15 protein-coding genes and 1 pseudogene are annotated in these 24231 nt (G+C 57.7%); 5 read left to right on the plus strand and 11 right to left on the minus strand.

The window, feature by feature from the left end:
• The first annotated feature begins 60 nt into the window (after positions 1-60).
• A complete protein-coding gene (rpoN, locus tag NKI35_RS25135) occupies positions 61-1497 on the plus strand; it encodes an RNA polymerase factor sigma-54 (protein WP_352741722.1) in 1437 nt (478 codons plus the stop codon).
• Positions 1498-1554: 57 nt separating this feature from the next.
• Positions 1555-2772: an MFS transporter gene (locus tag NKI35_RS25140; RefSeq protein WP_352535966.1), complete on the plus strand. Its 1218-nt coding sequence runs from the start codon at positions 1555-1557 to the stop codon at positions 2770-2772.
• 633 nt (positions 2773-3405) lie between these two features.
• Here NKI35_RS25140 and NKI35_RS25145 read toward each other — a convergent pair.
• From NKI35_RS25145 to NKI35_RS25160, 4 genes are all read right to left on the minus strand, one after another.
• The gene (locus NKI35_RS25145) at positions 3406-6876 is read right to left on the minus strand and encodes an ATP-binding protein (protein ID WP_352741723.1); all 3471 of its coding nucleotides are present in this window, start codon (positions 6874-6876) and stop codon (positions 3406-3408) included.
• Complete coding sequence (locus NKI35_RS25150) at positions 6873-8132, minus strand: metallophosphoesterase family protein (RefSeq protein ID WP_023835175.1); 1260 nt, start codon at positions 8130-8132, stop codon at positions 6873-6875. Before NKI35_RS25150 ends, NKI35_RS25145 begins: the two co-directional genes overlap by 4 nt.
• A 71-nt stretch (positions 8133-8203) precedes the next feature.
• Positions 8204-10639, minus strand: a complete 2436-nt coding sequence (locus NKI35_RS25155) for a DUF3320 domain-containing protein (protein ID WP_352741724.1) — start codon at positions 10637-10639, stop codon at positions 8204-8206.
• Complete coding sequence (locus NKI35_RS25160; RefSeq protein ID WP_352741725.1) at positions 10611-13793, minus strand: DUF4011 domain-containing protein; 3183 nt, start codon at positions 13791-13793, stop codon at positions 10611-10613. The genes NKI35_RS25155 and NKI35_RS25160 overlap by 29 nt, the downstream gene beginning before the upstream one ends.
• A 476-nt stretch (positions 13794-14269) precedes the next feature.
• Between NKI35_RS25160 and NKI35_RS25165 the strand changes: the two genes are divergently transcribed.
• Entirely contained in the window at positions 14270-15157 is an 888-nt protein-coding gene (locus NKI35_RS25165; protein ID WP_352741726.1) for a thermonuclease family protein, read from the plus strand.
• Positions 15158-15190: 33 nt separating this feature from the next.
• Here NKI35_RS25165 and NKI35_RS25170 read toward each other — a convergent pair whose 3' ends face one another.
• The 6 genes and pseudogenes from NKI35_RS25170 to NKI35_RS25195 form a co-directional block, all read right to left on the minus strand.
• On the minus strand, positions 15191-16345 hold the full coding sequence (locus tag NKI35_RS25170) for a DUF4236 domain-containing protein (protein ID WP_352741727.1): 1155 nt from the start codon (positions 16343-16345) through the stop codon (positions 15191-15193).
• 59 nt (positions 16346-16404) lie between these two features.
• Positions 16405-17445, minus strand: a complete 1041-nt coding sequence (locus tag NKI35_RS25175) for an OmpA family protein (protein ID WP_031198374.1) — start codon at positions 17443-17445, stop codon at positions 16405-16407.
• Complete coding sequence (locus NKI35_RS25180; RefSeq protein WP_352741728.1) at positions 17442-18755, minus strand: hypothetical protein; 1314 nt, start codon at positions 18753-18755, stop codon at positions 17442-17444. Before NKI35_RS25180 ends, NKI35_RS25175 begins: the two co-directional genes overlap by 4 nt.
• Positions 18755-19573 (minus strand): hypothetical protein, encoded by an 819-nt coding sequence (locus tag NKI35_RS25185; RefSeq protein WP_023687338.1) that lies wholly within the window; start codon positions 19571-19573, stop codon positions 18755-18757. The genes NKI35_RS25180 and NKI35_RS25185 overlap by 1 nt, the downstream gene beginning before the upstream one ends.
• Positions 19566-20999: a hypothetical protein gene (locus NKI35_RS25190; RefSeq protein WP_352741739.1), complete on the minus strand. Its 1434-nt coding sequence runs from the start codon at positions 20997-20999 to the stop codon at positions 19566-19568. The genes NKI35_RS25185 and NKI35_RS25190 overlap by 8 nt, the downstream gene beginning before the upstream one ends.
• A gap of 299 nt (positions 21000-21298) precedes the next feature.
• Positions 21299-21769, minus strand: a pseudogene (locus NKI35_RS25195) (transposase); the annotation flags it as partial.
• A gap of 84 nt (positions 21770-21853) precedes the next feature.
• On the opposite strand from NKI35_RS25195, the gene NKI35_RS25200 reads away from it, so the two are divergent.
• On the plus strand, positions 21854-22651 hold the full coding sequence (locus NKI35_RS25200; RefSeq protein WP_352741729.1) for a DUF6471 domain-containing protein: 798 nt from the start codon (positions 21854-21856) through the stop codon (positions 22649-22651).
• A 151-nt stretch (positions 22652-22802) separates the two neighbouring features.
• Positions 22803-23045: a hypothetical protein gene (locus NKI35_RS25205; protein WP_023835180.1), complete on the plus strand. Its 243-nt coding sequence runs from the start codon at positions 22803-22805 to the stop codon at positions 23043-23045.
• Positions 23046-23314: 269 nt separating this feature from the next.
• Here the strand turns inward: NKI35_RS25205 and NKI35_RS25210 are convergent, their stop codons facing one another.
• Positions 23315-23812, minus strand: a complete 498-nt coding sequence (locus tag NKI35_RS25210; RefSeq protein WP_352741730.1) for a hypothetical protein — start codon at positions 23810-23812, stop codon at positions 23315-23317.
• Positions 23813-24231: the final 419 nt, after the last annotated feature.

Genomic DNA, 24231 nt, shown 5'->3' on the forward strand with positions numbered 1-24231 from the left:
CGTCTCACTGGCGCCATTGCAGGCCCCAAGAGGCTCCTCGACAGGATTATCGCACTCACCATGCAATCTTCAGCAAGCCTGTTTCAGCGCCAGAAGCAATCCATCGTCGCATCGCCTCAACTCATTGAGTCGATTCGCTTACTGCAACTGGCGCATACCGAACTGCATCAGTTCGTGGAGCGGGAAATCGAGAAGAACCCGCTCTTGGAATCTGCGTCAAACGATGGCGGGCCTTTTGACGATGCTTCGATTTCGGGAGCGGATCAGCCTCTCGGCCCTGGTGCAAACGCGGTTGAAGGACTGACCGGGGCAGGGTCGCCTGAACGGCTCGGGCAATGGAAATCACTTCGCAACACGACCAACAACCCGCCGGGCAATGGCCCTTCCCTCGACGAGTTTGCCACCCTCGCCGAAACATTGCACGACCATGTCGCTCGTCAGATCGCCCTCACTGCGTTCACACCACAGGAGCGGCTGATCGCTGGCCAGCTTGCCGCCGATCTGGAAGACACTGGCTATCTTCGGGCAAACCTTTTGGAGCTGGCCGAGAGCCTAAATGTCCATGAGGCTGTTGTGGAACGGGTTCTCGGAACCTTGCAACAATTTGATCCACCGGGAGTTTTTGCGCGAAGTCTCAGAGAATGCCTCGAGATTCAGTTGCGCCAGCGAAACCGGCTCGACCCGGCAATGGCAGCTTTGGTTGCCCATCTTGAAATGCTTGCGCGACGCGATTTTGAGGCGCTGAAGCAGCATTGCGGCGTCGATGAAGAAGACCTTCTCGACATGATGCATGAGGTTCGTGCGCTCGATCCAAAGCCTGGGAACAGATTCGAATCCGGTGCCTCTGAATCAATCATACCCGACGTCTGGGTCACACCCTCGCCGCAAGGCGGGTGGCAGATCGAACTTGATCCCGCCACGCTGCCGAAGCTGCTGATCAACCAAACCTACTATGCCGAAGTCACGCGTCAGACTGCCCAAAATTCGAAAGATCAAGCATTTCTCGAAGAATGCTTGCAAAACGCGAACTGGCTAATCCGCAGCCTCGATCAGCGCGCCAAGACGATTGTTAAGGTTGCGGCTGAAATCGTGCGTCAGCAGGATGCCTTTTTGGAACATGGCGTCGCCCACCTGCGGCCTCTCAATCTTAGAACCGTCGCTGACGCGATCGGCGTGCACGAGTCGACGGTAAGCCGGGTGACCTCGAACAAGTACATGCTTACCCCGCGCGGCGTCTTTGAACTGAAGTATTTTTTCACCGTCGCGATCGCGTCCTGCCAAGGCGGCGATGCGCACTCCGCCGAAGCTGTCCGGCATCGGATCAAAACGATCATTGCCGCAGAATCTCCCGGCGACGTGCTTTCCGACGAGGACATCGCTGTCCGGCTGAAGGAAACCGGCATTGATGTTGCGCGCCGCACCGTCACAAAGTATCGCGAAGCAATGAACATCCCCTCCTCCGTACAACGCCGCCGGGAAATGCGCTTGTGTTTTTAGATTTGGGTCAAGGCAGCCAACATCACGTTGCATTGCATCAAAGTGGAGACTTCGTTCATGACCCGATCCGCAGCAGGCGTTATGAACGCTGTTCTGCACGACCCAGAAAAGCCAGTCCCACCGTCTGGCCCGGCATGGGGTGCCGTCATTTCGCTTTCCTTGGGCACCTTCGGGCTGGTCACGGCAGAGTTTCTGCCTGTCAGCCTGCTCACGCCCCTCGCGCATGATCTCGGTATCAGCGAGGGAGCGGCTGGACAGGCGATGACGGCGACAGCTATCGTCGGGGCGATCTCGGCGCCGACGGTGGCCATCATCACAAAGCGCCTGGACCGCAGGACCGTCATGTGGACCATGACGGTCCTGCTGATCCTGTCGGACGTTCTGGCGGCCGGCGCGTGGTCGCTGGCGGTTCTCCTGACTGCACGCGTCGTGCTCGGCATAGCGCTCGGAGGCTTCTGGTCGATGTCGGCAGCACTGGCGATGCGGCTCGTTCCAAGCCACCTCCTGCCTCGCGCTATGTCGACCATCCTCACCGGCGTTTCCGTAGCTACCGTCTGCGCAGCTCCAATCGGCGCTTATGTCGGCGATATCTGGGGATGGCGAAGCGCCTTCATGCTCGCCGCAGCCGGCGGCGTCGCTACACTGCTCGTGCAGCTCATAACCATTCCGAGACTGCCTCCGATTGGAGTGACTAGCGTCCGCAGCCTGCTGGATGTGGCAAAGATTCCGATGGTCAAGGTTGCGCTTTTTGTCATCCTGCTGGTCGCTTCCGGCCACTTCGCCGGAATCACCTATATCCGCGCCTTCCTCGAAAAGATTCCCGCGCTTGACGTCGAGACGATCTCGCTTGTGTTGCTTGCTTTTGGCATCGGCGGATTCTTCGGCAATTTGGCCGGCGGGCTTCTGGCCGAGTACAGTCTCAAGGCAGTCGCGGCCCTTGCACCGCTGCTCATAGGGATAGCGGCTGTTTCGCTACTGACGGCGGGAGCATCGGCCTTCGCCTCGGGGATTGCGGTTGGCGCGTGGGGCTTTGCCTTCGGCGCGGTGCCGGTGGGATTACAGACGTGGATGGTGCGGCGGGCCGTTCCCGAGCAGGCCGAAAGCGCCGGTGTGCTGATGGTCGTAGCATTCCAAGTGGCAATCGCAGCCGGCGCGATTTTCGGCGGGCTATTGGTGGAGAATGCGGGGATCGCCAGCGCCATTGCCTACAGTGCTGTTGCCACGTTCGTCGCTGCCCTCATAGTTTTCCTGCTCGGCCCGAAGCGCGGAACCTAGACCGCCTGACAGGAGAGATCTCAGCAGCGCAGCGGGACGAGAGGTCCAATCGCATGCACGGCGCGGCGCGATCCTCCGCTTGCGAGCGATGCCCCGACGGGAGCGACTGGCTCGCCTTCGATAATGCCTTTACTCTCTTGACGAATGCTCTGGCGGATCGATCTGTCGTATCGTTCGCATACCATCAGCTTGCCTGGCCACTCCACCCTTTTGACGCGGTGCCTATCCCTCCGGGGCAGCACGAATGCATTTTCGGCGAGCGTCCTAGCCCTGAACGACCTGATCTTATCCTTGTAGTGCTGGGCGGGTTACGCCCCTTGAACTGAACCCATATTGTGGGCGCACCTGCCGATCCAATTCGCCCTTAATCGTCTCGAAGCGACGTAAACGTACCCGTCGTTGGCTGCAACAAAGTTGCATTCTTCGGCGCAATAACCCTGCTTACTCGAAATGCCCCGCCACCGAGAGGCGGGCATCCGCGCTCCGCCCGGCGTAGTCGTTCATCCACGCAACATTGCAGAACAAAATAGGCATTTCTCAGCCTCTATGGGACGTCATGACGGATTCGATCGAAGGTTCCTATGTCAGACGAGTTGGTTAGTTGAACCGTTTTGACGCGAATTCTAATCGGGCCTAATCCAGCTGGTGAATGGTAGATTGTGGCACAACAGCCTTGGCGATTTCACATAGGTGCTTGTGGTGCGTGAGATAGATGACCTGACCTGTGTTCGCCATCTCCCCAAACAATCTAAAAACTTCCTCCGAGCGAATATGGTCAAAGGTTTCCATGATGTCGTCGGCGATGAAGGGAACCGAGGGCCGGAATTGGGCGAACTCGTAATAACCGGCGAGCCTCAGTGCTAGGTAGAGCTGAAAGCGCGCGCCCTTCGAAAGCGCTTCAGCGAGCTTGGATTGCCCGTCGCGCTGCACCGCGATGAGAACCTCCTCGCCTTTGACGGGCTGGGTTGTAAGGCCTGAATACTGCCCACGGGTCATTAGCTTGAATGCGTCTGATGCACGCGCCATCATCCCCGAACGGTGGTTCTCACGGTAGATCCGCAAAGCATTTCCAGCCGACATGATACCAAGCTTCAGCTCAATGTAGCGAACGGCCTTCTCCTCGATTTCCAACAGGGTTGTGCGCCGTTCGGCATCCAGGCGGGCAACCGCGCTGTCACCGCCGATGGCGTCCAACTTGTCTGCCGCGCGGGTCTGTCGGATCAGCTGTTGCTGGATGATTTCATCGAACTGGCGAAGCCGCTGCTCGCCCTCAGCCTTCTCGACCGCGAGGCTGTCGAAATCGATCGCGTCCAGGATCGAGCGTGCCTGGTCGAATCCATCGACTGCGAGTTCCGCCACTATCCGCTCCTCAAGTTCGGCGACGGTAGTGCGCAAGCCATCGCGCTCACGCAGCAGCTCGTCGCGTTCGACTACCTCGGACAGAGTGGCGACGCCAAAGACGCCCAGCACTTCATTCTTGCGGCGTTCGTGTGCCGAAATCTCGGTGTCGAGGATTTCGCGCGCCTCCTTGAGGCGCTTCAGCTCGTTGCCGAGGCTTGCCTTCGTTTCACGTGTCCGCTCGGCACGCTCCAGGCGCTCGGCAAGGCGGGTGGCCAACTGCTCCGGCTCGCCATCCTTCGTCGGCTCGTCGGCTTCGACCGCAACGGCGATGACCTCGACCAGAAAATTGGCCCTGTCGGCCTCCATCTTGTCGATACGCAGCTGCAGATCCTCCCGTTCCTGCAGGCTTCTTGACAGTTCGGCCAATTGATCGAGCACAGCGCCAACGCCTGACGCGGACAGACCGCTTTCGAGCCACGTTCCCTTGAGCGCTTCGGTAATGCCGGCCAGCCATTCCTCCTCGCGACGCTCCGCCACCCCTACCGCAACCCGTCGGGCAGCTAGATTCTCTTCTTTGGAACTCACCATCCTGAGCGCCTCGGCATACTCGGCGTCCACCTTGCGCTGCCGGTCCAGAAACAGCTCCGCGATGGCCATGATTGCTTCGAGGGTGTCGCCGGGCTCTGATACTATGCCGACACTTTCCAGCGCCGCTCTCATTTCCAAGTGTATCTGCTCGCCTGCGTCAGCGGCTCGCTCGGCTTTCAAGCGAGCAAGTTCGATCTGCTCCCAGGCAGCGAGCGCATCGCTGCGCGCCTCGATCTGATCCTCGATCCTTTCGATCAGGCGCTCAGACGAAGGTTCCAGGGCTTCTCCGAGGAGGTCGCTGGCGGCCACACGGATTTCCAACAATTGGGTATCCGCATCCTTGACGAGCTGTTGGCTTTGGATGCCGTTTCGTGACAGGTTGGCCGTGGCCTCGGCCAGGGCACGCGTCATTGCCCGGATCTCGGCCAGATCCGCCGCGCCGGCCAGCCGGCCTGCGCTGGCAACGTCATCGCGCGTCAGTGCCACGGCGAAATCGTCAGCGGTGTCACCAGTCAACACTGCGCGGTGCGTTGCCCACGCATCATCGCGGAGACGGCGGATGGCGGCAGCCGCTTCATCGTCGACAACGTCGACCGAGGCTCGAAGGGCATCCAATCGTGCGGCGAGCATTGCATGGTGGCCCTCGTATTCGGCGAGGCGTTCGGCAAGTACCGCGGTGTTCCTTGCCAGTACTGACGCTACTGTCTTCCAGGCGGCAATCTGCCCGGCGCTCGGAACCGCAACGTTGACGAGAGCGAGGGCATCTCCGTTCCATGGACGCAAGCGAGCCAGCGATGCCTTCCATCGGATTGTTCCCGCATCTCCCGCCTCGCGAGCCGTCTTGATCTCTGCCTTGTGTCCGCTTGCTCGCGCTTTCGACAAAGCCGAGCCCAGCCTTGCCCTGGCGGGTTCGGGCACCGCCCTTTCCTCGCCGACCCGCTGCCTTGCCACCTGCAACGCATCGAGTGCTGCCGCCGCCTCGTCGCGGGCGGCGCGCGCGCCCGTAGCAATACCGGACCTCTGCTCGACCATAGCGCGAACGACGCCAACTGTGACGGCAGGCAGAAGCAGTGCGGCAGGATCCGGCTCGGAAGACCGGCCCAAGGCGGCAAGGCAGCTTGCCACGGTGTTGTTGAGGATTTGCAGCCCCATCCTGCGAGTGGGCAAGTCAAAGCCAGCCGCGGTATGGCGCACCTTGCCCTCCGCCAGGCTGCGAATGCGTTCGGAAATCGACAGGATCCGTTCGTCCTCGTCGACCGCAGTGACTTTTGCCGACAGCCGCTCGACCTCATCGATGTTTGCGGACAGTCGCGTTCTGAGGCTGGCATCGTCATCGATTAGTTCGGTGACACTTCCCGTCCATGTCCGGGCTGGGGAGGTGATGTCCGGCAGCTGATCCAGCCGGGCAATCTTGCGGCGCATATCCGCCAGCATCGGCGCAGCACGTACGTGACGAGCAATGGTATCCAGCCTGGCCACCAGCACCGCCCGATCGCTGATGGTTCGGCCGTACTGCTGCGATGCATCGAGACGTTCGGCCTCCAGCCCCTCATAGGTCGATGCAAGTGTGTCGATCGCATCCCTGCGCGACTTCACGTCAACAAGGCGCTTCTTCAGCAGCGCCAGTTCGGTGCCATGCGCCTGCTTCCGATACAGCGCGTCTGCTTCGGCCTCGAGGGCGTTCAACGTATCGCTTGCGTTCCGAAGACCGGCGCTGGCCGTGAAGAGGAGCTTGCCGAGGTCGCCCCGCGATTCCAGGATCGATTTTCCGCCGGCTTCCAGCGTCTCGTCATCGAGTGAAAACATAGTCGTGTAAGCGTCACGCGACAGTCCGGCGAGATGCGCCGTGATCGCCACCTCGCTCATCGATTGGCCCGTCGCGTTCAATAGCGAATTAGTACGCTGTTTCGTACGCGTGAACGTGTGCTCGGAGCCGGCCAGTTCCAGAACCCCACCGATGCGCATGGCGCTGTACTCATGCAGGAAGTTGTAGCGGCTCCGTTCCTCGATGCCGAACAGCAAATCTAGATAGGCGGAAAGCGCTGTCGATTTGCCGGCCTCATTCAGGCCAAACATGATATGCAGATCAGGTCCGGATTCCGGTTTGGGTCCGAAGTCGATCGTACCATCGGTGAACTTTCCATAGCGAATGAGGTCAAGGCGCTGCAGCCTCATGACGCTCCACCGGACTTAAGGCGGGAAGTCACCAAGTCTGCGCCCTTGGAAAGCACCTGATCGAGGAACCGTTCCAGCCCGGCTTCGTCCTTCCCAGCAAAATCCCGTCCGTCGGCCGGAAGGTCGGCGACCATCCTTTGGACGAACGCCCTCGCCTCGGCGCGGAAGGCATCCGAGGTGGCATCGGCGCGCATGGATTGCTCGAGTTCGAAAATCGGATCAGCAATATCCTCGGCCGTCTCCGCCCGAGGTGGAGCGAGGTCAAGCTCGAGCTTCTCCACCCACGTATGGCCTAGCTGTTCCGCAGCCTGTTCGGCTTCGGCAAGAAGGAGATCTCTGTCGCGGATCAGCGCCCATAACAATGGTGATGTTCCTGTTAGGCCAACGCGGGCCACAGCATGACGCGACCGGACGGCGGCCCGCATCTCTTCGAGTGCGTTTCGAACACGCGCGACGGCCTCGGACCACTCCACTGCTCCCGTAAGGTCGACGCTGACCCTTTCGAACTGCGCAACGCTGGTCAGCCTTTCCTCGATCTGCACCGAACGGTCGTCTCGCACCGTCACAAGGGTGACTGATTTCTCGCCGGCCTCGTTGATATCCCTCCCCTGCGGTATTCCCGGCATCACCACCGTGCTTGCGCCGGAATGGACTTGGCGAAGATGAATGTGGCCAAGCCCCCAATAGTCGAAACCGTGGGCGTGCAGGTCAGCGATGCTGCAGGGCGCGTAAACGTCGTGACCGGGCGATCCGGCCAGACTGGTATGCATGATGCCAATATTGACGGCTCCTTCGCGAGCAGCCGGATATTTGGGCAGCAGGCTGTCCGGCGCCTTAGGGTTCGCAAAGCTCAAACCATGGAAAACGACGTCCACACCGCCGGCTGTCTGCAATACCGACTGAGCACGACCGCCAAAAATGGTCACGGTGTCAGGAAACACCAGCTGTTTGGAAATCCGCGACAGGGCGTCATGATTGCCGCGGATCTTGAAAACCCTGATGCCGGCCTGGTGCAGGCGTGTCATCTGCGCTGCCAGGAACCGCGCCGTCTTCATCGAGGTTTGATCACCATCGTATAGGTCGCCGGCTATTACCAACGCATCCACGCGTTCCTCTAGGCAGAGATCCACTATCGAAACGAATGCCTGGCGGCTGGCGTCGCCCACGAGCCCGGCAAGATCGGGATTACGCATCGCGAGCGAACGCAGCGGCGAGTCGAGATGAATATCGGCCGTGTGTACGAATCGAAATGCCATTCGGCCTCCGCCAGCAAAAGAGGTGTTCCGAGCTTCAACAGAGATTGCAACGAGGGCTCTACAATGCCCGGTCACACTTCAGCTAATGCCTCGCTCGCGGACTCGCCGGCCACCAACAAACCGTCTTGGGGCCGCAGCAAGCCCTTGGCAATCAAATCGGCGACCCCAGCTGAAATCAACTGCCGCAATTGTGCACTTGTGACTTTGAAGCCCAGCATTCTCGCAACGGTTATTGCGATTTCTTCCTCCGTCGCACCGAGGTTGGATTTCACGACTTCCATGGCGCCTTGGGCGACTTCGTCCTGCGCAATCATTTCGGGCTTGCGCAATCCAGCGGACACGACGCCGCTGCGATCCCTGAGACGAACAGGAGCACCTGGCTTGAAGCAGAAGCTGCCTCGACGGGCTACTGCACCACCTCTCTGCGCTAGGCCTACCCCTCGCTCGATTGCATCCTGAATCCTGCCACCGGCCCGCTGCAGACCCCACGCGCCCCGAATACGCGAAACTATTTCGTCGACATGGATTGGTGTTTCTATAGCCACCACCTGCTCGACCAGTCCGGCCATGATTCCGCTGGGCGTCTCGTGGAGTTCGAACGATCCCGGTCGGTTTAGTTCGGCCTCTTCGTAGGCTCGATTGGGTATCTCGGATCCCTTTGTGCTTTCGAGACCGATTTCCGTCACGTTGCCTCTGTCGACCGTAACAACCTGCACGGCTACAGCACGATTTCTCTGGACCCCCAATTCGGCCCGCTCATCGAGCTCTTTTCTCGCAGCCTCAATCGCTAATATGGTTCGCTCCAGCTGCTCGCGTGGCCTCTGAAACCAGTCAGCGTTCCAGATGCGATGGATTATCCAACCATGGTCTTCCAGAACAGACTGCCGTAGCCGGTCTCGATCTCGGGCCGAGCGCGATGAATGATATTCTGCGCCATCACATTCGATGCCAAGAATATAGCGGCCTGGCCTCTCCGGATCAGCAACCGCGAGATCGATGAAGAAGCCTGCAATGCCAACCTGAGCATGAACCTGGTAACCCTTTCCGATCAGCGCGTTGGCTACCTGCTCTTCAAAGATTGAATCCATTTCGCGAACCGTGGCCTGGGCAAGCGAAATTCGCCCTGTTCTCGCGTAGTGCAAGAAGAGCTTGAAGGCGAAGATGCCTTTCCCTTTGCCACGCTCCAGGTCTATGTCCTCGTCTGTGATGGACGCGAATACTTCGCAGCTGCGCTTGGCGCGGCTTATGAGGACGTTGAGCCGACGCTCGCCGCCTTCCGCACCAAGAGGGCCGAAACGCATGGCCATGTACCCCTGCGCATTCTTGGCATACCCCACTGAGATCATGATCACGTCGCGCTCATCGCCTTGAACATTTTCAAGGCTCTTGACGAAGAATGGCTCGCTGGGGTGCGCGTGAAAGAACTCCTCCGTATCGGGATTTAGTCGCCGCAGCCCTTCGAGTTCATCCTGGATCGCGCGGCGTTGGCTAACCGAAAATGTTGCAACGCCTAGAGTCTCTCGCGGGTTCACCTTCGCATGACGGATGATCGCTTCGGCTACTGCTCTCGCCTCTACCGGATTGGTTCCTGTGCCACCGGAATCGAAGACCCCCTCTGGCACATGATGAAACCGCAACCCCATGCCTGCCTCTTGGGTATAGGGGCTTGGCACGATGAAAAGCCGGTTCTCGTAGAACTGGGTGTTCGATACAGCGATCAGAGATTGGTGACGGCTACGGTAGTGCCAGCGGAGCATACGCTGCGGCAAGCCGCGGGCCGTGAACAGGCCGAGGATGCTTTCGATGTCGGCGACCTGCGCGCCCTCACCCTCGTCATCTTCAGACTGCGAGCCTGTCACCTTGGCGAAGAATGTCGTGGGTGGCAGTTGGCGTTCGTCGCCAACAACGACCACCTGATTGGCCCTGGCGATCGAGCCGAGCGCGTCCACAGGCTGTATCTGAGACGCCTCGTCCATCACAAGAAGATCGAAGGACATCCTGCCGGGCGACAGGAATTGGGCCACCGAAAGCGGGCTCATCATGAACACTGGCTTGAGTGCCTGGATGGCAGGCCCTGCCTTCTGCATCAACTGCCGGATAGGCATGTGGCCCCGTCTGCGCGCCATCTCAGAACGAAGCAGTCCGACTGGTCCAGCTCCGCCGTCTCTTGAAGGAATTTTTCGGTGATGAGCCGTCACAACTTCGATCGCACCGGCCTTGATCCTCTGTCGGTCCAGATCCGCGAAGTCACGTACAGCCCTGGAATGCAATTCCCCGTCGAACCTTGCCAGCTCCGGCTCATCGGTCGCCATCGCTAGAAACATTCGTTCGTAGTAGGCCATATCGAAGACTGATCGCGCCGATCCTGTTGTAATCTGGCCGTCGGCCAGGCCGTCTATCAACTGTCCCAGTCCAGCCTTTCGGGCTGTTTCGGATCGCTCTCCATAGGCAACCCATTTTGAGAGCTGTTCCTGATGATCAAGCCACCCCTCCCAGTCGAGAAACAACCTCGACTATCGCGACGTCTGGAAAATCGTCTACTCCAAACAAGGAGGGAGCATCGGCTTTCAAATCCCCTGCAAGCGCCTTCAATTCCCGCGCTGCCGCTTGGGCCGCTTCACGCGCTGAACGCGCCAAGTTTGCGATCTCTTTTCTTTCAGGCAACCGCGCAGCCAAATGCCGGATTGAGCCATTTTCTCTCAGCCAAAGTTCGGCTTGCGCGAGAGCGGCCCAATCGGATCCTCGACCGAGCCACGACGAGCCGAATGCGAACTTGCCAAGGCTTTCCCCGTCCTCGATCTCTTGATCAAGCGCTTGTAGTCTGCCTAGTCGGCGTAGTATCTCCACCCGCTCACTGATCAGATCTGGAACGTCAGTCAGAACCTGTCGTGACGCGTCATCGGCTTGAGCTACAGTGCTTGCCTTCGCTTCCATCATTTGCAGCGAGGCCCGCTCGGCGGAAGCCACGTCACCTTGCAGGGATGACGCAAGGTGGCCTAAATCGTTCCAAAACCCCTCGATAATCGGCTGACCGATGTCGATCACCTTACGAACTCGGACCGCACGCGCGCCCGCTTCAGAGCGCTCCGCCATCCGCCCGGCTATAATTCGCGGTTCCGAGCCAAGTCCCCTCAGCGTGCGCATCCACTCCACTAGGGCCTGGAGTGGTGCCGAAGACGATCTCTCACCGCGCCAATCGGCTCCGAAGGCGGAACCGCCAAAGGCGTCGCCTTCGCGCACTTTTGCTGCGGCCGCTTGGCCCTTCATTAGAATGTCGAGGAGACCCACTATCTCCGCCGCAGGCGCGCTAGGGGCCACCAAAATAGTCCGCACAAGTGCAGTGGCACGACGGTAGTCGCCATTCAATGCTTTCAATATTCCCGTGTGCTCGGCGAGCGCTTGCCGCGCCGCGGCCACGTTGGTACTCCACGCGGCATCAACAACTTTGCCCTGAAGCTCGGCTCTAGCAGTCTCTAGCGTTGCTACGCTGTCGGCAAGGTCACCAGCCTGTTCCAGCCCGGAGTCCCAAACTGTGGCTGCGAATGCCTCAGGGCTCGCATCGGGGGCTGCCGCAACTCTCTCGCCGGTCATCACTAACCTGAGGAGTCCTGCAAGCGTGTCCGGTAAAACCGTAGACCCCAGTTCTTGATTTAGCCGCTCAGCTTCTTCTCTTAAGCGCGGGAGCAACACGGTTAGCTGGCGCGCACGAACGAAACCATCTTTCGGAAAGTCTGAAGGAAGCTTAGCAAGCTCTGTCTCGAGACCTTCAATTGGCGTGTCGATAGCCGTCGCCACCAACTGCTCCGACAGTTCCTCGGATTTGCGGTTGAAATCTGTTCCTGTCCAGAGAAGCGATGCAATGTCCTTTGGACGCTCATCCCAAACCGGCGAGACTAGCGCCTCGGCAGGAAGTCCAGGTGCGGACGCGAGAAGCTCAGCGCGATCTTCTACCTCGCCGCTGTCGCTGAGGATTTGCGGAGGCTTCGCCTCGATCCGCTCAGCAATATCGGCCAGTTTGGCGTGCAGAGCCTTTGCTTGATCCAGCGACGACGCAATGCGTGGGACGAGCCTCTCAATGGTCGTTGGTAGGACGACATCCAGGCCAACTCCCCGCCATGGGTGGTGGATCGGCAAGCCGATCTCGTTGATCCGCTGAGACACGTCATCGAGAAGTTTGCGACGTTGCGAGACACCGTCATTCGTCCAAGCGGTGGCATCCTCAAGTTCAATATCAACTGTCTTTTGCCCGTTCTGCCTTAGTCGGGTTAGCTGGCCAAGAACCTGGTATGGAGTGAGTTCGGACGTTCCAAATGGAACATGCATCCTTGTAGCATGTGCATTGAGTTTATCCCTAGCCTCCAGCAGGCGTTCAGTAAGGGAAGAAGCAAGCTGTCCGCGAGGCGATCCGAGTTGCCAGGTGCGCCGCAACTCCTCCAGCATCATGCGCTTGTTTGCCTTGTTGCTATGGAGCTCAAGGCAGGCGTCCCCCACCCCCGCAGTGTCAAGCCGTCGCTTTACGACCTCAAGTGCGGCCATTTTTTCCGCAACGAACAACACGGTCTTTCCATCGGCAACGGCCGACCCGATAATGTTTGCGATCGTCTGCGATTTTCCTGTCCCGGGAGGACCTTGGATAACGAGGTCGCGACCCTTTCTTGCATCATGGATCGCCAGCGTCTGAGAACTGTCACTGTCGACGATATGCAACATTTCGGCAGGCGCGATATGCGGATCAATCGCAATGTCGTCCGACATCAGCGGTTCGCGTGTTTCGAAACCATCTGAAAGAAGCGAGCGGATCTTCGGTTGTTCGATAATCTTTGCGCCATCCGGCCAGAGATCCGGATCCAGGTCACGGTACATCAAGAACTTAGCGAACGAGAAGAAGCCGAGCACCATATCATCGGCAAGAACCTGCCAACCCTCTTTGGTCGACACTGCTTCGGCAACGGCTTCGAGATAGGCCGAGACGTCGAAGTCGTCTCCTACTTCAAAACGCGGCAGGGCGAGCTTGTGAATGCGGTCGAGATAGAGTTCCAAGGAGAGGTTTGCGGTAAGATCTTCCGTACGAGCTCGCAGCCGAAACTTTTCTCCAGCGGCCCCTCGCTCCAGCCGTACCGGGACCAAAATGAGAGGAGCCTGACGGATGTTTTCTTTGTTGCTCGGGTCAATCCACTTCAGCATGCCAAGGGCCAGAAAGAGGATATTGACGCCCTGCTCTTCCTCAAGTGTGCGGGCATCGTGGTAGAGATCAAGGAGCCGGCGCTGCAGCCCCGTTGGGGTCATCCTCGTCTGAAGCTTGGTGTCAGAGTGTCGCGCAGATACCCCTCTGTCGTCGAATCCTTCGTCCTCAGGCTGAGCAAGAGCAACGGGGGAATAGTCGATTTCCTCGTCTGGAGGGCTGCTTTCAACCTGGCCTGCCTTCGGCCGATCCGGCTTGCCGGCCAGGAAGGTAAAAGCCTTTCCTTCGCTCACCAGCAATCGATAGATCTCAGACGACCTCTCGTCGACAATATCGATCGTCTTCGCGCTCTTTGAAAACCGTGGCACATTCAAAAGTCGGTTGCGAGCAGAAAGGTCGAGCAATTCCATCCTGGCTCGCTCGAGCTTTTCCTTTAAAGGCAGATCGCTTTGGAAGACCGATTTTTCAACTTCCGACACTCACACCCCCCTGATAGGCTGGACACATAGAGCCTAGACAAGGGCTGTCCGCAACATAAAATGCTGGTTTTTCAACCTCGAATGGCTGCCACCAACACTTCAATCGTTTAGTATTGTGAGCACTGCGGCTTGGTGGAAAAATTGCGGATGTTTGTTTAATGTTCCGGACACTTCGCATCCCCACCTTGATCTCGAGGTTCCCTTTCAGACAAAATGCCATCATACGTGTGGACGAGGTGTTGGCAGCTCTGGCATCCGCCTCACCGGCCACGACCAACTGGCGCACAAGCCGACTTCTTTTTGAATCGGCCTCCTAATTTCATTCCGAGAAAACTTGTAGGCTCCAGCGCGGAAAGATGGTCGTGTTTACGGAAAAGGTAACTACAAAGTCGTGACTTCGGGCTGATCTGCGAAGGCACCATGGTGTTCAAAGCGCCGAACTACAAGGCAAACCAGCGCCAAGGAAAAAGGCGCCTATGAATGGTGCAGAGGCACGTTACAAATCATGCAGCTTGCGTTTCGCAAAGGATCGGAAATTGAATAACAATCGCTATTCTCATCGTCGCCGCGCGCGACCAAGGCGCGGCGCTGAACCAATCGTCCGCAGACGTTTCTCTCCAGATGTGCGCTTGCCTCTGATCCTGGTGATCGTGGTGGCCTTGGCTGCTTACGCGACCCACTATTTTACAGGCTCGGGTGACCAGTTACGTGGTCTCGACATAGCAAACTCGGCCGGGTCGAGACGGGCGCCGATAGTAGGCATAGCATCGGTGATTGATGGAGACACGATAGAGATCCACGGGCAGCGCGTCCGCTTCAACGGCATCGATGCACCCGAAAGCCGCCAATACTGCAATGACGCTAGCGCACATCAATACCCCTGCGGGCGCCGGGCGGCCGAAGCATTGGCGAATTTCCTTGCGGCTTCGCAGCCTGTCCAATGCACATTTGTTTCATGGGATCGGTACCGTCGCTTCGTCAGTGATTGTCGGCGCGCGGACGGTGTCAGCGCCGCGTCCTGGATGGTCGAACATGGCCAAGCCTTGGACTGGCCCCGCTATAGCCACGGCGCCTATGCGCAACAGCAAACTAATGCTGAAACCGCAAAGGTTGGAATCTGGATTGGGACGTTTGACAACCCTTGGGATTGGCGCGAACAACATGCCGAATCTGCGAGCCCAACCAAAAGCCCCCTTGGGCTTGTCAGCCGTCGCCAAGTAGCACAGAGCTACTCATGCCAACCTCGCCGCTTGTGCACGCAGATTTCATCTTGCGAAGAAGCACGTTGGTATCTCGCCAACTGCTCATGGGGGAGCAAGTTGGATCGAGATAGCGACGGGATTCCGTGCGAAGGCGTTTGCTGACCTGGGCTCACGCTTTGAGCCCATCCCCAACCATCACTCCCTAGTGTGCGCATTTAGCGTTATGAATTGGCGGTCGGAGCTTCGATGCAATTGCGCGAGTGCCGATAGAGCCCGGCAAAAGGGCTGGCTGACGTTTGTCTTGGAAAATTCCACCAGCTCGTTAAGTCCGGACGGGCTAGAAAACCGCAACGCTTCGTAGCGGCATACAGGGATCTGCCGATTGTCTTTGAAGCGCTTGTCAGGCCCGCCGTTTTTGTTTGGGTGAGCCCAGGTGTAGCTCACGATCTCCGCATCAGATGGAACTTTGCCGGTCTCGATAAAATTACTCGGGGCGAATTGGGTCTGCAGATCGGCATATCCGACTGCGCCGTATCGGTTTCCGTCCTTCACCAGCACTAGGTCAGGCATGAAGAAGAGCACCTGCCGACCCACATGGATTGAAGGAGGAGTAACGTTGCTGCGTACAACCTTCGGCAAGGAGCTTGTAAGTGTCGTGGGCTTTTTGTCGACCAGCATGCTGGCCCCGGCATTTCGCTTCCAAGCAGTCAGATCCTCTATCTTGCCGCCGGCAGCGACATGCCATCTCCCTGCGCAGCCGGTGAGAGTTTCGAACGCGCCGACAAGTCGCCCGTAGGCGGCCTCCGCGTCTTTTTCCAGATCGTAATAGAGCACGCTCACCCGGCGGTAACTGTCAAACCATTTGCCAATGAGCATACCCGGCACAAAGGCACCGATGCCCAGCACCGGTGCGGCACCTCCGAGCTTGGTCCCCACAAGGAAACCTGCAATCCCGAACAAAACCGCGAGTGCTACGGACAGCCGCGTCTGCGATTGCCTGGCATTGATTTCATCGAGCACATTGGCGAATGTCTCGTCACGCATTTCCACCACATCGCGGGACTCGATTTCTCTCATCACGACGCCGTCAGAGACGTATTCCGGGCGCGAGGATTGTGGACGGGGTTGCGGCGCAGATGGGGTCTGAGAGAGCTGAACTACCTTCTTCGCGCTGGCCTTGCCTAAAGTGCCACGATAGTAGAGCCCACCCACGCCGGCGTGGATGTAGTGACCTCTTGGCCCAGTGCCGATGCGGAGGCCCTTCACGCCAACGGAAGCGCCAACCCCACCGGACGAAAAGTTAAAGCGGAATGGTCCCGCACTGATCGATTTTCGAACGTAAAACCCCATAGCCCAATCCCCCCAACTCAACTGCCGTACCGACTAAGGCGCCAGTCTCTCGTCCCCATTCATGGCTTGGCGCCACCAACCGGCGCCAATTTTGATCGCTGCCTCACCCTAATCTCGATGCGCCTTCGAGCCCGTACATCGCCAATCTGCGCTCCGTCGGTGAGATGATCGCCGGGCAGGATGAGCTGACCACCAGACATCGGCAAAATCGTAAACCCCTTTAATGCGGGCATGTCACTGAGCACACTTGTAACTGAAATCGCGCGGGCCAGCCCAAGACCGGCATTGTCGGCGGGATGGAGTGAGCCGATTTCCACTTTCCCTGACAGGACCGGTTGGAGCCCCTTGTCCATGTTGGAGGATTCGCCCGCCATTGCCTGTTCGTCCGTGTGTCCAATTACCTCAATCACGTCGACACCGTACGAGGTCGCAGTCCCGGCGATGGTCTTCGCAAGATCGCGCAACTTTGTTTTGAAGGCATTCGAAAGCTCTGCGCTTCCGGTATCGAAATTATAGCCATCCAGTTCGCTGAGACTGATGATCGGCGGCCAATCGTGAGGTTTTGCTGCTTGCGTCGGCTCTGCAGCCTCCTTGAGCACATCAGCCAGATCCTGCAGCCCTTTGTCGGTGCCGGCGTAACCAAATTCTCTCAAGACCTTCGCCGCATCTATCATGGCCTTGGTCTGATCAATGCTTATGTCGTTGTCCGCAAGGACTTTCGCGACAGGGGCATTTCGCACGACCTCCTCCAGAGAAATACCTGCTTCCTTGACCGACTTAACAGCATCCTTGGCCAGGACCAGCTCGCGCCATTGTTCGTCGGGAACGGTTCCTCCCCTCGTGGGCTGAAACACCGCTTTTATCTGAGCCAGAAGCCGCTTGTTCTCGGCTTCGAGCCTCTGCACGTTTTCCTTGTTTGATTGAGTGGCTCGCAGTGCCTCATCGGTCTCTTTCTGCTTTTTCGTGATGATAGCACCGGCTGCTAGCAACAGGCAGAACACCAAAAGCAGCATCGTCTCGGCCATGGTCAGGCCCAGTATCAAACCGCGGCCAAAACCCTTGCGCTCGAAGGCGACCGAAGTCCCGCCAGCGTCACTCACCTGCCCCACCAACTGGTTCGCTTAGGCGATTCCGTTCGTTCGGCGGGAGGCTCGCTTCCCAGAGTTTGGAAAGCGTCTGGTTGGGGCTCAGGCTCGACCCGAATTGGTGCGCTCTCGACGGTGTCATTTGCGGCCAGATCTGCCAGCGGCTGTTCAATCGCGATAGGAGCGTTGAGAGGGGGAACAGGCCTCGGCGCGTGAAGGGTTCTTCCTGCCAAGGTTGCGACAAGGTCTCCGGTGTCCTTGCTTTGCTTTTGCACCACTGCGGCAAGCGCCTGCGTCAAGCGTTGTTGCGCTTGGACGCTCTCCGCTGTTTGCTCTGCGGCTGCCACAGCCTTTTCCACACCTGCTGCCACTTTAGCCACAGCATCAACGATGCCCGCCATGCGGGCTTGCTGTTCCTGCGAAGCCGTCTCTGTTTTGACAGCATACTGAGCGACCGCGCTGCCAAGAAGTTTCACCATCGGCGCCAGATCGTTCTTAAGGACCTCATCAGGGACGACAACCTTCTCCAACTTGGTGGCTACGCTTTCGGCCTGTTCACCCAGTCTGCCAACTGAAGAGGACATTGAGCTGTTGGCTTTGTCGAGCAGATCGGCTGCCGCCTCGACGCGCTGTGCGATCGACGAGAACTGACTTTCGATCTGCCCAAAATTGTGGCTCAAAGCATTGCTGAGCTTTCCCGAGGCCTCTTGAACTGGTCTGATCGATTCCATCGCGATTTTATCCAGGGCCGATCTTATGTGCTCTCCGTTCCGCTCCGCTTGAACGGCGATTTCGGCAAAACCCTCCTCCAACATCTGATTGCTTACGCGGCGAAAGTCAGCGAATTCCCTGGTTACACTTTCCATCTCGGCTCTTACACGCCGCGTCATATCCGCCAGTTCGTGCCTGACCGTCCGTTCGATGTCGGCAGGATCGCGGCGCATCTGATTGTAAAAGATCCGCAAAGCAATGCCCGTGATCGTCGACGTCACCGCGATACCAAAGTTCCTCACGATTGTGTCGGTGGATCCTTCGGAACCAAACTGAAACAGCGATACGCCGAGACTCGTCAACGTAAACAGGAAACCCATGTAGTAGAGATTGTCGCCTGTTTGCTCATCGTGGAGCCGTAGCTTGCCGGTGAAGACGGACGCGGCAAGATAGATGAGCATCAGGCACACCGGTGCGCTCGCCGCCATTATAGGGTCTACGCCCGACAGCTTGGCTATTGCGATGAACACGCAGCCACCCAGGGTTAGCGTCGCAAAGACGAAAAGGGGCAGGCTCGGATGTCCTAAGAACGACTCCCCTCGCTTCTTGGCCATTAGTTTAACCCCTCCAACCCTACCAGCTTCTCAAAATCACCATGATGGCTTTGAACCCACCGGGTCCAGAACTCTGCATGTTCGAAAGAGCCAAATGGCTTCTTCGCCCTATCGACGTAGAGTATCGTAAACCCGACGCCATCGAGCGATGTCCCGTAAGTCCTGTCAGCCGCGCTATCAAGGTACTTCTGATAATCGAGACCCGAACGATATTGTGAGTACAGCGCCGTATGTTCGATCATATCTGACGCGACTATTATTCGCTTAGCGGTCTTCTCTTTCGCCAAACTGCTATCGAATAGCGACAGCTTGATTTTCTGAATTCCGGCCATGATCGGAGATTGGCTCGCGGATTCTCCATTGGGAATCTGGTCGGGAAGGTTCGTCAAAGGGTCCTCGAACGCATCTTCCCATTTCTTCTGCCGCCGAGACGGATTGTTCGTCCAGCTGTCGACCGTCGAGCCGTCGCCCGGATTGCATCCATCAAACATCACAGTCAGGTCGCCGGGCCTCGCGCCCAGCGTCAATATCTTGAGATAGCCGCCAGGCTCGACGCGCCCAATGGTCTTGCGGAATTCATTCTTCAGATCCGCCATGGTTATCGGCGAAATCGGGTCGGTGGCGTCGATCAAGACCGCTGTCAGGCTCACAGGTCCGTTCAGTGGGCAATTCGTGCTGATGTCGATTTGGTCCTTCCCGGATCTCGACCACATCCAAACAAAACCGGCCAGCATCACAGCCGACAGCACGGCCAATCCGGCTGCTGCGACAATTGTGCCGCCACTGCCTTTCTTTCTTCTGCGACCCCGCCTAGCCATTCACGCTATCCGGATGAAGCTTGTCGAGATCTCGGTACTGTTCGATCCCGCGCTCGCATTCCAGCCCGATGAGCCGCACCTGAGCGTTGAGTTCTTCCTGCGCGTCACGAATTGAGGCGCCCAGGTCCTTCTCGCTCCATTCATCGTCGGACGATATCAGGGGTTTTATGCGCTCAAGTTTGTAGGGTGTGGCAAAATGTTTTGGCGCTGGCTCTGTGCGGGCCTGGAAATTGGCCTCCCTGTACTTTGAGAGAAGCTGGTTGCAGGCTCGCTCCAGCTGGTCTTGATGCTGCGCAAAGAGCGTCAGCAGCCTCGACCGATGGTCGATGATCGCTCGATGCTCCCTGCGTCTGCTCCCCAGCCGCTTGACGATGTCCTCCACCTTCTCGTTGTGCTCATCGCGCACCTCTTGCAGAGCCTCGATGAGCTCGCTCTTGCGCTCGATGTAGTCTTCCCGGCGAGCCACCAATCTGTTTTCGACACCCGCATAGCCCGGGTATGGGTCGAGAACGAACCAGCCGTCGATAAACGCAAAGATCGAAAACATGAGACCAATGCCGAACAGAAGCCAGGATTTCACGTCCATAAGGCCAGCCGGATTGGCGAGCATGCTGCGCACGACCTCGACGCCGGCTCCGTCCACAAAGGACCCGCTAACCTCGCGGTAATGCGCAAGCGCTAGGTTTATGGTCAATGCCAAGCCGATATAGGCCACTATCGACAGCGCGCCGATCAACTTCACAAAAAGCGATCTGTGAGTCACCAGGCGTGCACAGAATATTGCGAACAGCAGAGCGGCGCCGATGTTCAAAAACGAGAAAGCGGCGGCCTCGAGGAGCCCGCCAAAGAATCCCTGTTCATTTCCCTTTGCGAGGAAATTTCCGTTCATCGCCGTTTCAATGAGGAACAGGAAGATTAGCAGGGACACTCGGAAAACATGGGCCGCTCCGTGTTGAACCCTCACAGCCCGGACAAGCCCGTGCTTCTGTTTGAACCAGTCGTGTTCTTTCTCCGCATCGTTGAGCGATTTGCGCAATCCGTGAAGTTCGTCCAGGCCCACCGCGATCGAGGCCTTGAAATCGGAAACACTGGCGGCGTTCGCCTGACGGATCAGACCAAACTGCTCTTCAAAGTCGAGGCCAGCCAAACGGCCGGAGAGTAGCTGTAGGCTGTCTTCGAGTGTGTGATGTGCGGCCTTCTTTTCGTCCTCGACCCTCTCGATAACTGTGTGCTCCATATCGTCGAAATTCTTGGCCGTTTTCGGGGGCTGGTTAGCCTCGCCTCGCTGCGTTCCACGACCTTCAAGATCCATTTCGCGATCAATTTTCGCGACATCCAAGCTATTGAACAATTGGGTGCTGGCGCGGAAATCGTGATTTGCCTCTAGTAGAGAATCCCGCAGTTTATTTAGCTTTTCGAATTTTATTCCCACAGCACCGCACCCATTTTTGTACCTCTGCCCGCACAAATGGCTTCTATGCACAGTAGAAGCAAAGGGCAACTGCGTCTTCGCAACTTTGCGGTCCACTGCTCACGAGACGATCGTCTGATGTAAAAATGACAACGATAGCTGCCGTGGCAAGCGGACTTGGGCCAATGAATAGGCCAGGCAGCATACTCTTCTCCGCCGGGCTTTGTGGCGAAGGAACTGAAGATCACGCCAATGAGCTGCTAAAAATCGACTCCAGAGGCGTTCGCGCAGTAGCAGAAGCGCGCGCCCAGGGCGCGCACCACGCCACCAAAGTAAGCGCCGTCAATCTCGACCTCGCCTTCAAGGGTTTCGTTCTTGGTTTCAGCCGACAGGCTTCGCGCAGCTTGTGAGCCAGCGCAAAGGCGGTCTTGTACTGCACGTCCAGATCGCGAGAGAACTGGACCGCCGACATGCCCTTCGCGCCGTTAACAAACAGGCAGATCGCGGCGAGCAGATCGACAAACGACAGCTTGCGCCAAGGCGAAGATCGTGCCCTCGTAACCGAGAACTGCGCCCCCGCAAGCGGCGCACTTGAACTTGCGACGGGTCGGAATGTCGTAATGATCCAGGCACCCGCATTTCCGGCAAACAGGCTCGCCTTGAGTCGAAGCCCAGCGAAGGCGCTTGAACGCGTCGTAAGCCTTTTCCTCGCCACCCTTGTAAATCTCTTTCAGAGAAAGGGAGCGGCTTTCGGCGGAAAGGAGGAAGTGTTGGGCTCTTGTCATCATATCCGGTTATATGCGGGACTTGTATCGCCAAATACAGGGGCCTGTACCACCGACTGTGATGATATTTTTTGAGGCGAGGCGATGGCAGGCAAGGACGACCCGCAGACCGTCGAATACGAGACGAAAGCCAAGAACCTTTTGAAGTCAGAGTTGAAGCGGAAGGGCGTTACCTATGCCCAACTCGCCGAAAAATTGGCGACTATGGACATTCACGAAACCGAGCGTAATTTGAACAACAAAATAAGCCGGGGGGCTTTAGCGCTGCGTCTTACTGCAATGCTTAGACGCTATCGGGGCATCCTCATTGCGGCTTTCGGAGTAGTTTTACTCGGGGCGGCTTTACCGCCAGACGAGCGCAAGAGCACTCAGCCCCAACATTCCGAACAGCATCAAGAGACCATAGGCAACCCTGTTGCCACAAGCCCTCCGCCAGTCCAACAGGCAAATGAACCCCCAAGTTACACTAACCCATGCCAAGCAGGTCACGATGATCGCAGTTCCGATCTGTGTGCCCAGTGGAACGCTGCCGACGCTGCCCAACAGTCGGCGAACTGGACCACCATTGGCGCTATCGTGGGTGCTTTCACGCTCGCCGCTGCTATGGCCGCTGCTTACTACGCCAAAGAGGCTGCTAGGCACACCCAGCGCAGCGCCGACATTGCCGAAAAGGCTTTGCTCGATATCGAGCGCTCGTATTTGTTCGTCACCGCCACCAAACCGTTGGTGGGGGTGACGCACGATTGGGCTGACAAGCCCGACAACAAAAGACCAATTCCGGAAGCGGCATACTCGATCAAGAATTTCGGACGCACTCCTGCCATCATAAACGAGATTCGGGCGAGCCTCCGGCTTTGCAACTTGCCGCCAACTCCGCATTAGCATCCCGGAGAAATCAATGACGTTGAACGGGTGCTCGGGGCAGACGATGCTCTTAGCCCTGCAGCTTTTGATCGCGGCGGCCCTATCACAAACAATGTGCTGAATGAGCTTTTCCTGTCCGATACTCACATAGGGGCGGGTTCCCTTCGATATGTATCTGTATGGCGAGATCACTTATACGAGCGTCAACGGGATCTCCGACCAATTCGGATTTATCTACCGCTACTCGCCTCCCGGCAATACGTTCCATTTGCAGGACATTCCCGGCTACACCTACCGCCACCGTGAGGTGAAGAAACATAAGCAAAACGATGACTTATCGGCCTTAGACTTGCTCCGAACGCGTAAAAGCGGCCTCGGGCGGTTGCAAGATCGCTACAATGTTTATTTTTGATATCCGCTCGGTAAGGCGCTTTTCGCTTAAGCAACTAGGCGTTCTCACATTTTTTGTTCAAGAACAAGGCGTTACACAACTTGCCTACGAGGCGAAAGCGCCTTAAGTGTCAACGTTTACATACGCGAAAGTGCCTAAACATCCTGCCTGCTGCGGATGGAAAACCGCTGACTGTAAAAGCCCGCCAACCTTTCGGCGGGCGGGCTTCCACTGCCGGAACTGGAGAGTGTCATGTCGACAGCCCCGACAGGTCGGAAAGGGGTCGCTGGTTAGCGGCGCGAGATCAGCAAGCAGAGCCGGCGCAGCTCACGATCATAGGTATCTTCGTTGCTAAGCACTTCGACGCAGCGCTTCTTCATCCGAGTGACCTGGGCGTTCGACATATCGCCGACAACGCTAGCCAGATTCGGGTTGCTCGAAGCGGTCGGGTTGCTGGGGTTGGCGGCTGGATTGGTTCCAACGCCGACATTTACGTCGGTACCGACCCCGGTGACGACACCGACATTGGCGCGGCCGGTGCCAATGGAAGCAGTCGCTCTGCCAGTGCCGCCGACGGAGGCTGCGGCATTTGCCCCAGAACCGCCTAGGGATACGCTAGCCGTAGCGCCGCTGTTGCCGCCCACATTAGCGCTGGCGCCTCCGCTGCCGACGGATACCCCGCCGACGCCTCCGACATTAATTCCAGCTGCAGTCGCTGGCATGCAAAGAATTACGAGAACACATCCGGCAGTCAGACTGCCCGTAAGAATTTCAAAAATTCTTGCCATAGTACGCCTCCTTGTTGCCCTGCAAAGGATGGGACATTTTTTGGGACCTACGGACCCCATAGTGACGCACTAGAGTTTAAAAACAAGCTAACGACCCGCGAAAGATGCGTTCTTGGATCATTACTTGGCAATTCTCAGGAGTCAGATATAATAAAATTTTACTTTGGCTCCTACGTGATTTTTCCATTTGTCAGATAATATCATTCCCTAAGCACCCCAGGTGCGGGTGCAACAAGGTTCAGGGATCGACCGTCCGGCGATCAGTAAGCGGCTACTACCGCCGATCGGACATACAACGCTATATTAGCACCTTTTGACGAACCCGACCGGCGGGCAGAGCCAGAATCCCGTCTGCGCAAAACCTGCAAAATCGCTTCCGATGCTCGCCATTGACTAGCACGGAGGAAGTCCTGAGCGCC

The organism is Mesorhizobium sp. M0676, assembly GCF_040320535.1.
In the GTDB taxonomy this organism is placed as follows: domain Bacteria; phylum Pseudomonadota; class Alphaproteobacteria; order Rhizobiales; family Rhizobiaceae; genus Mesorhizobium.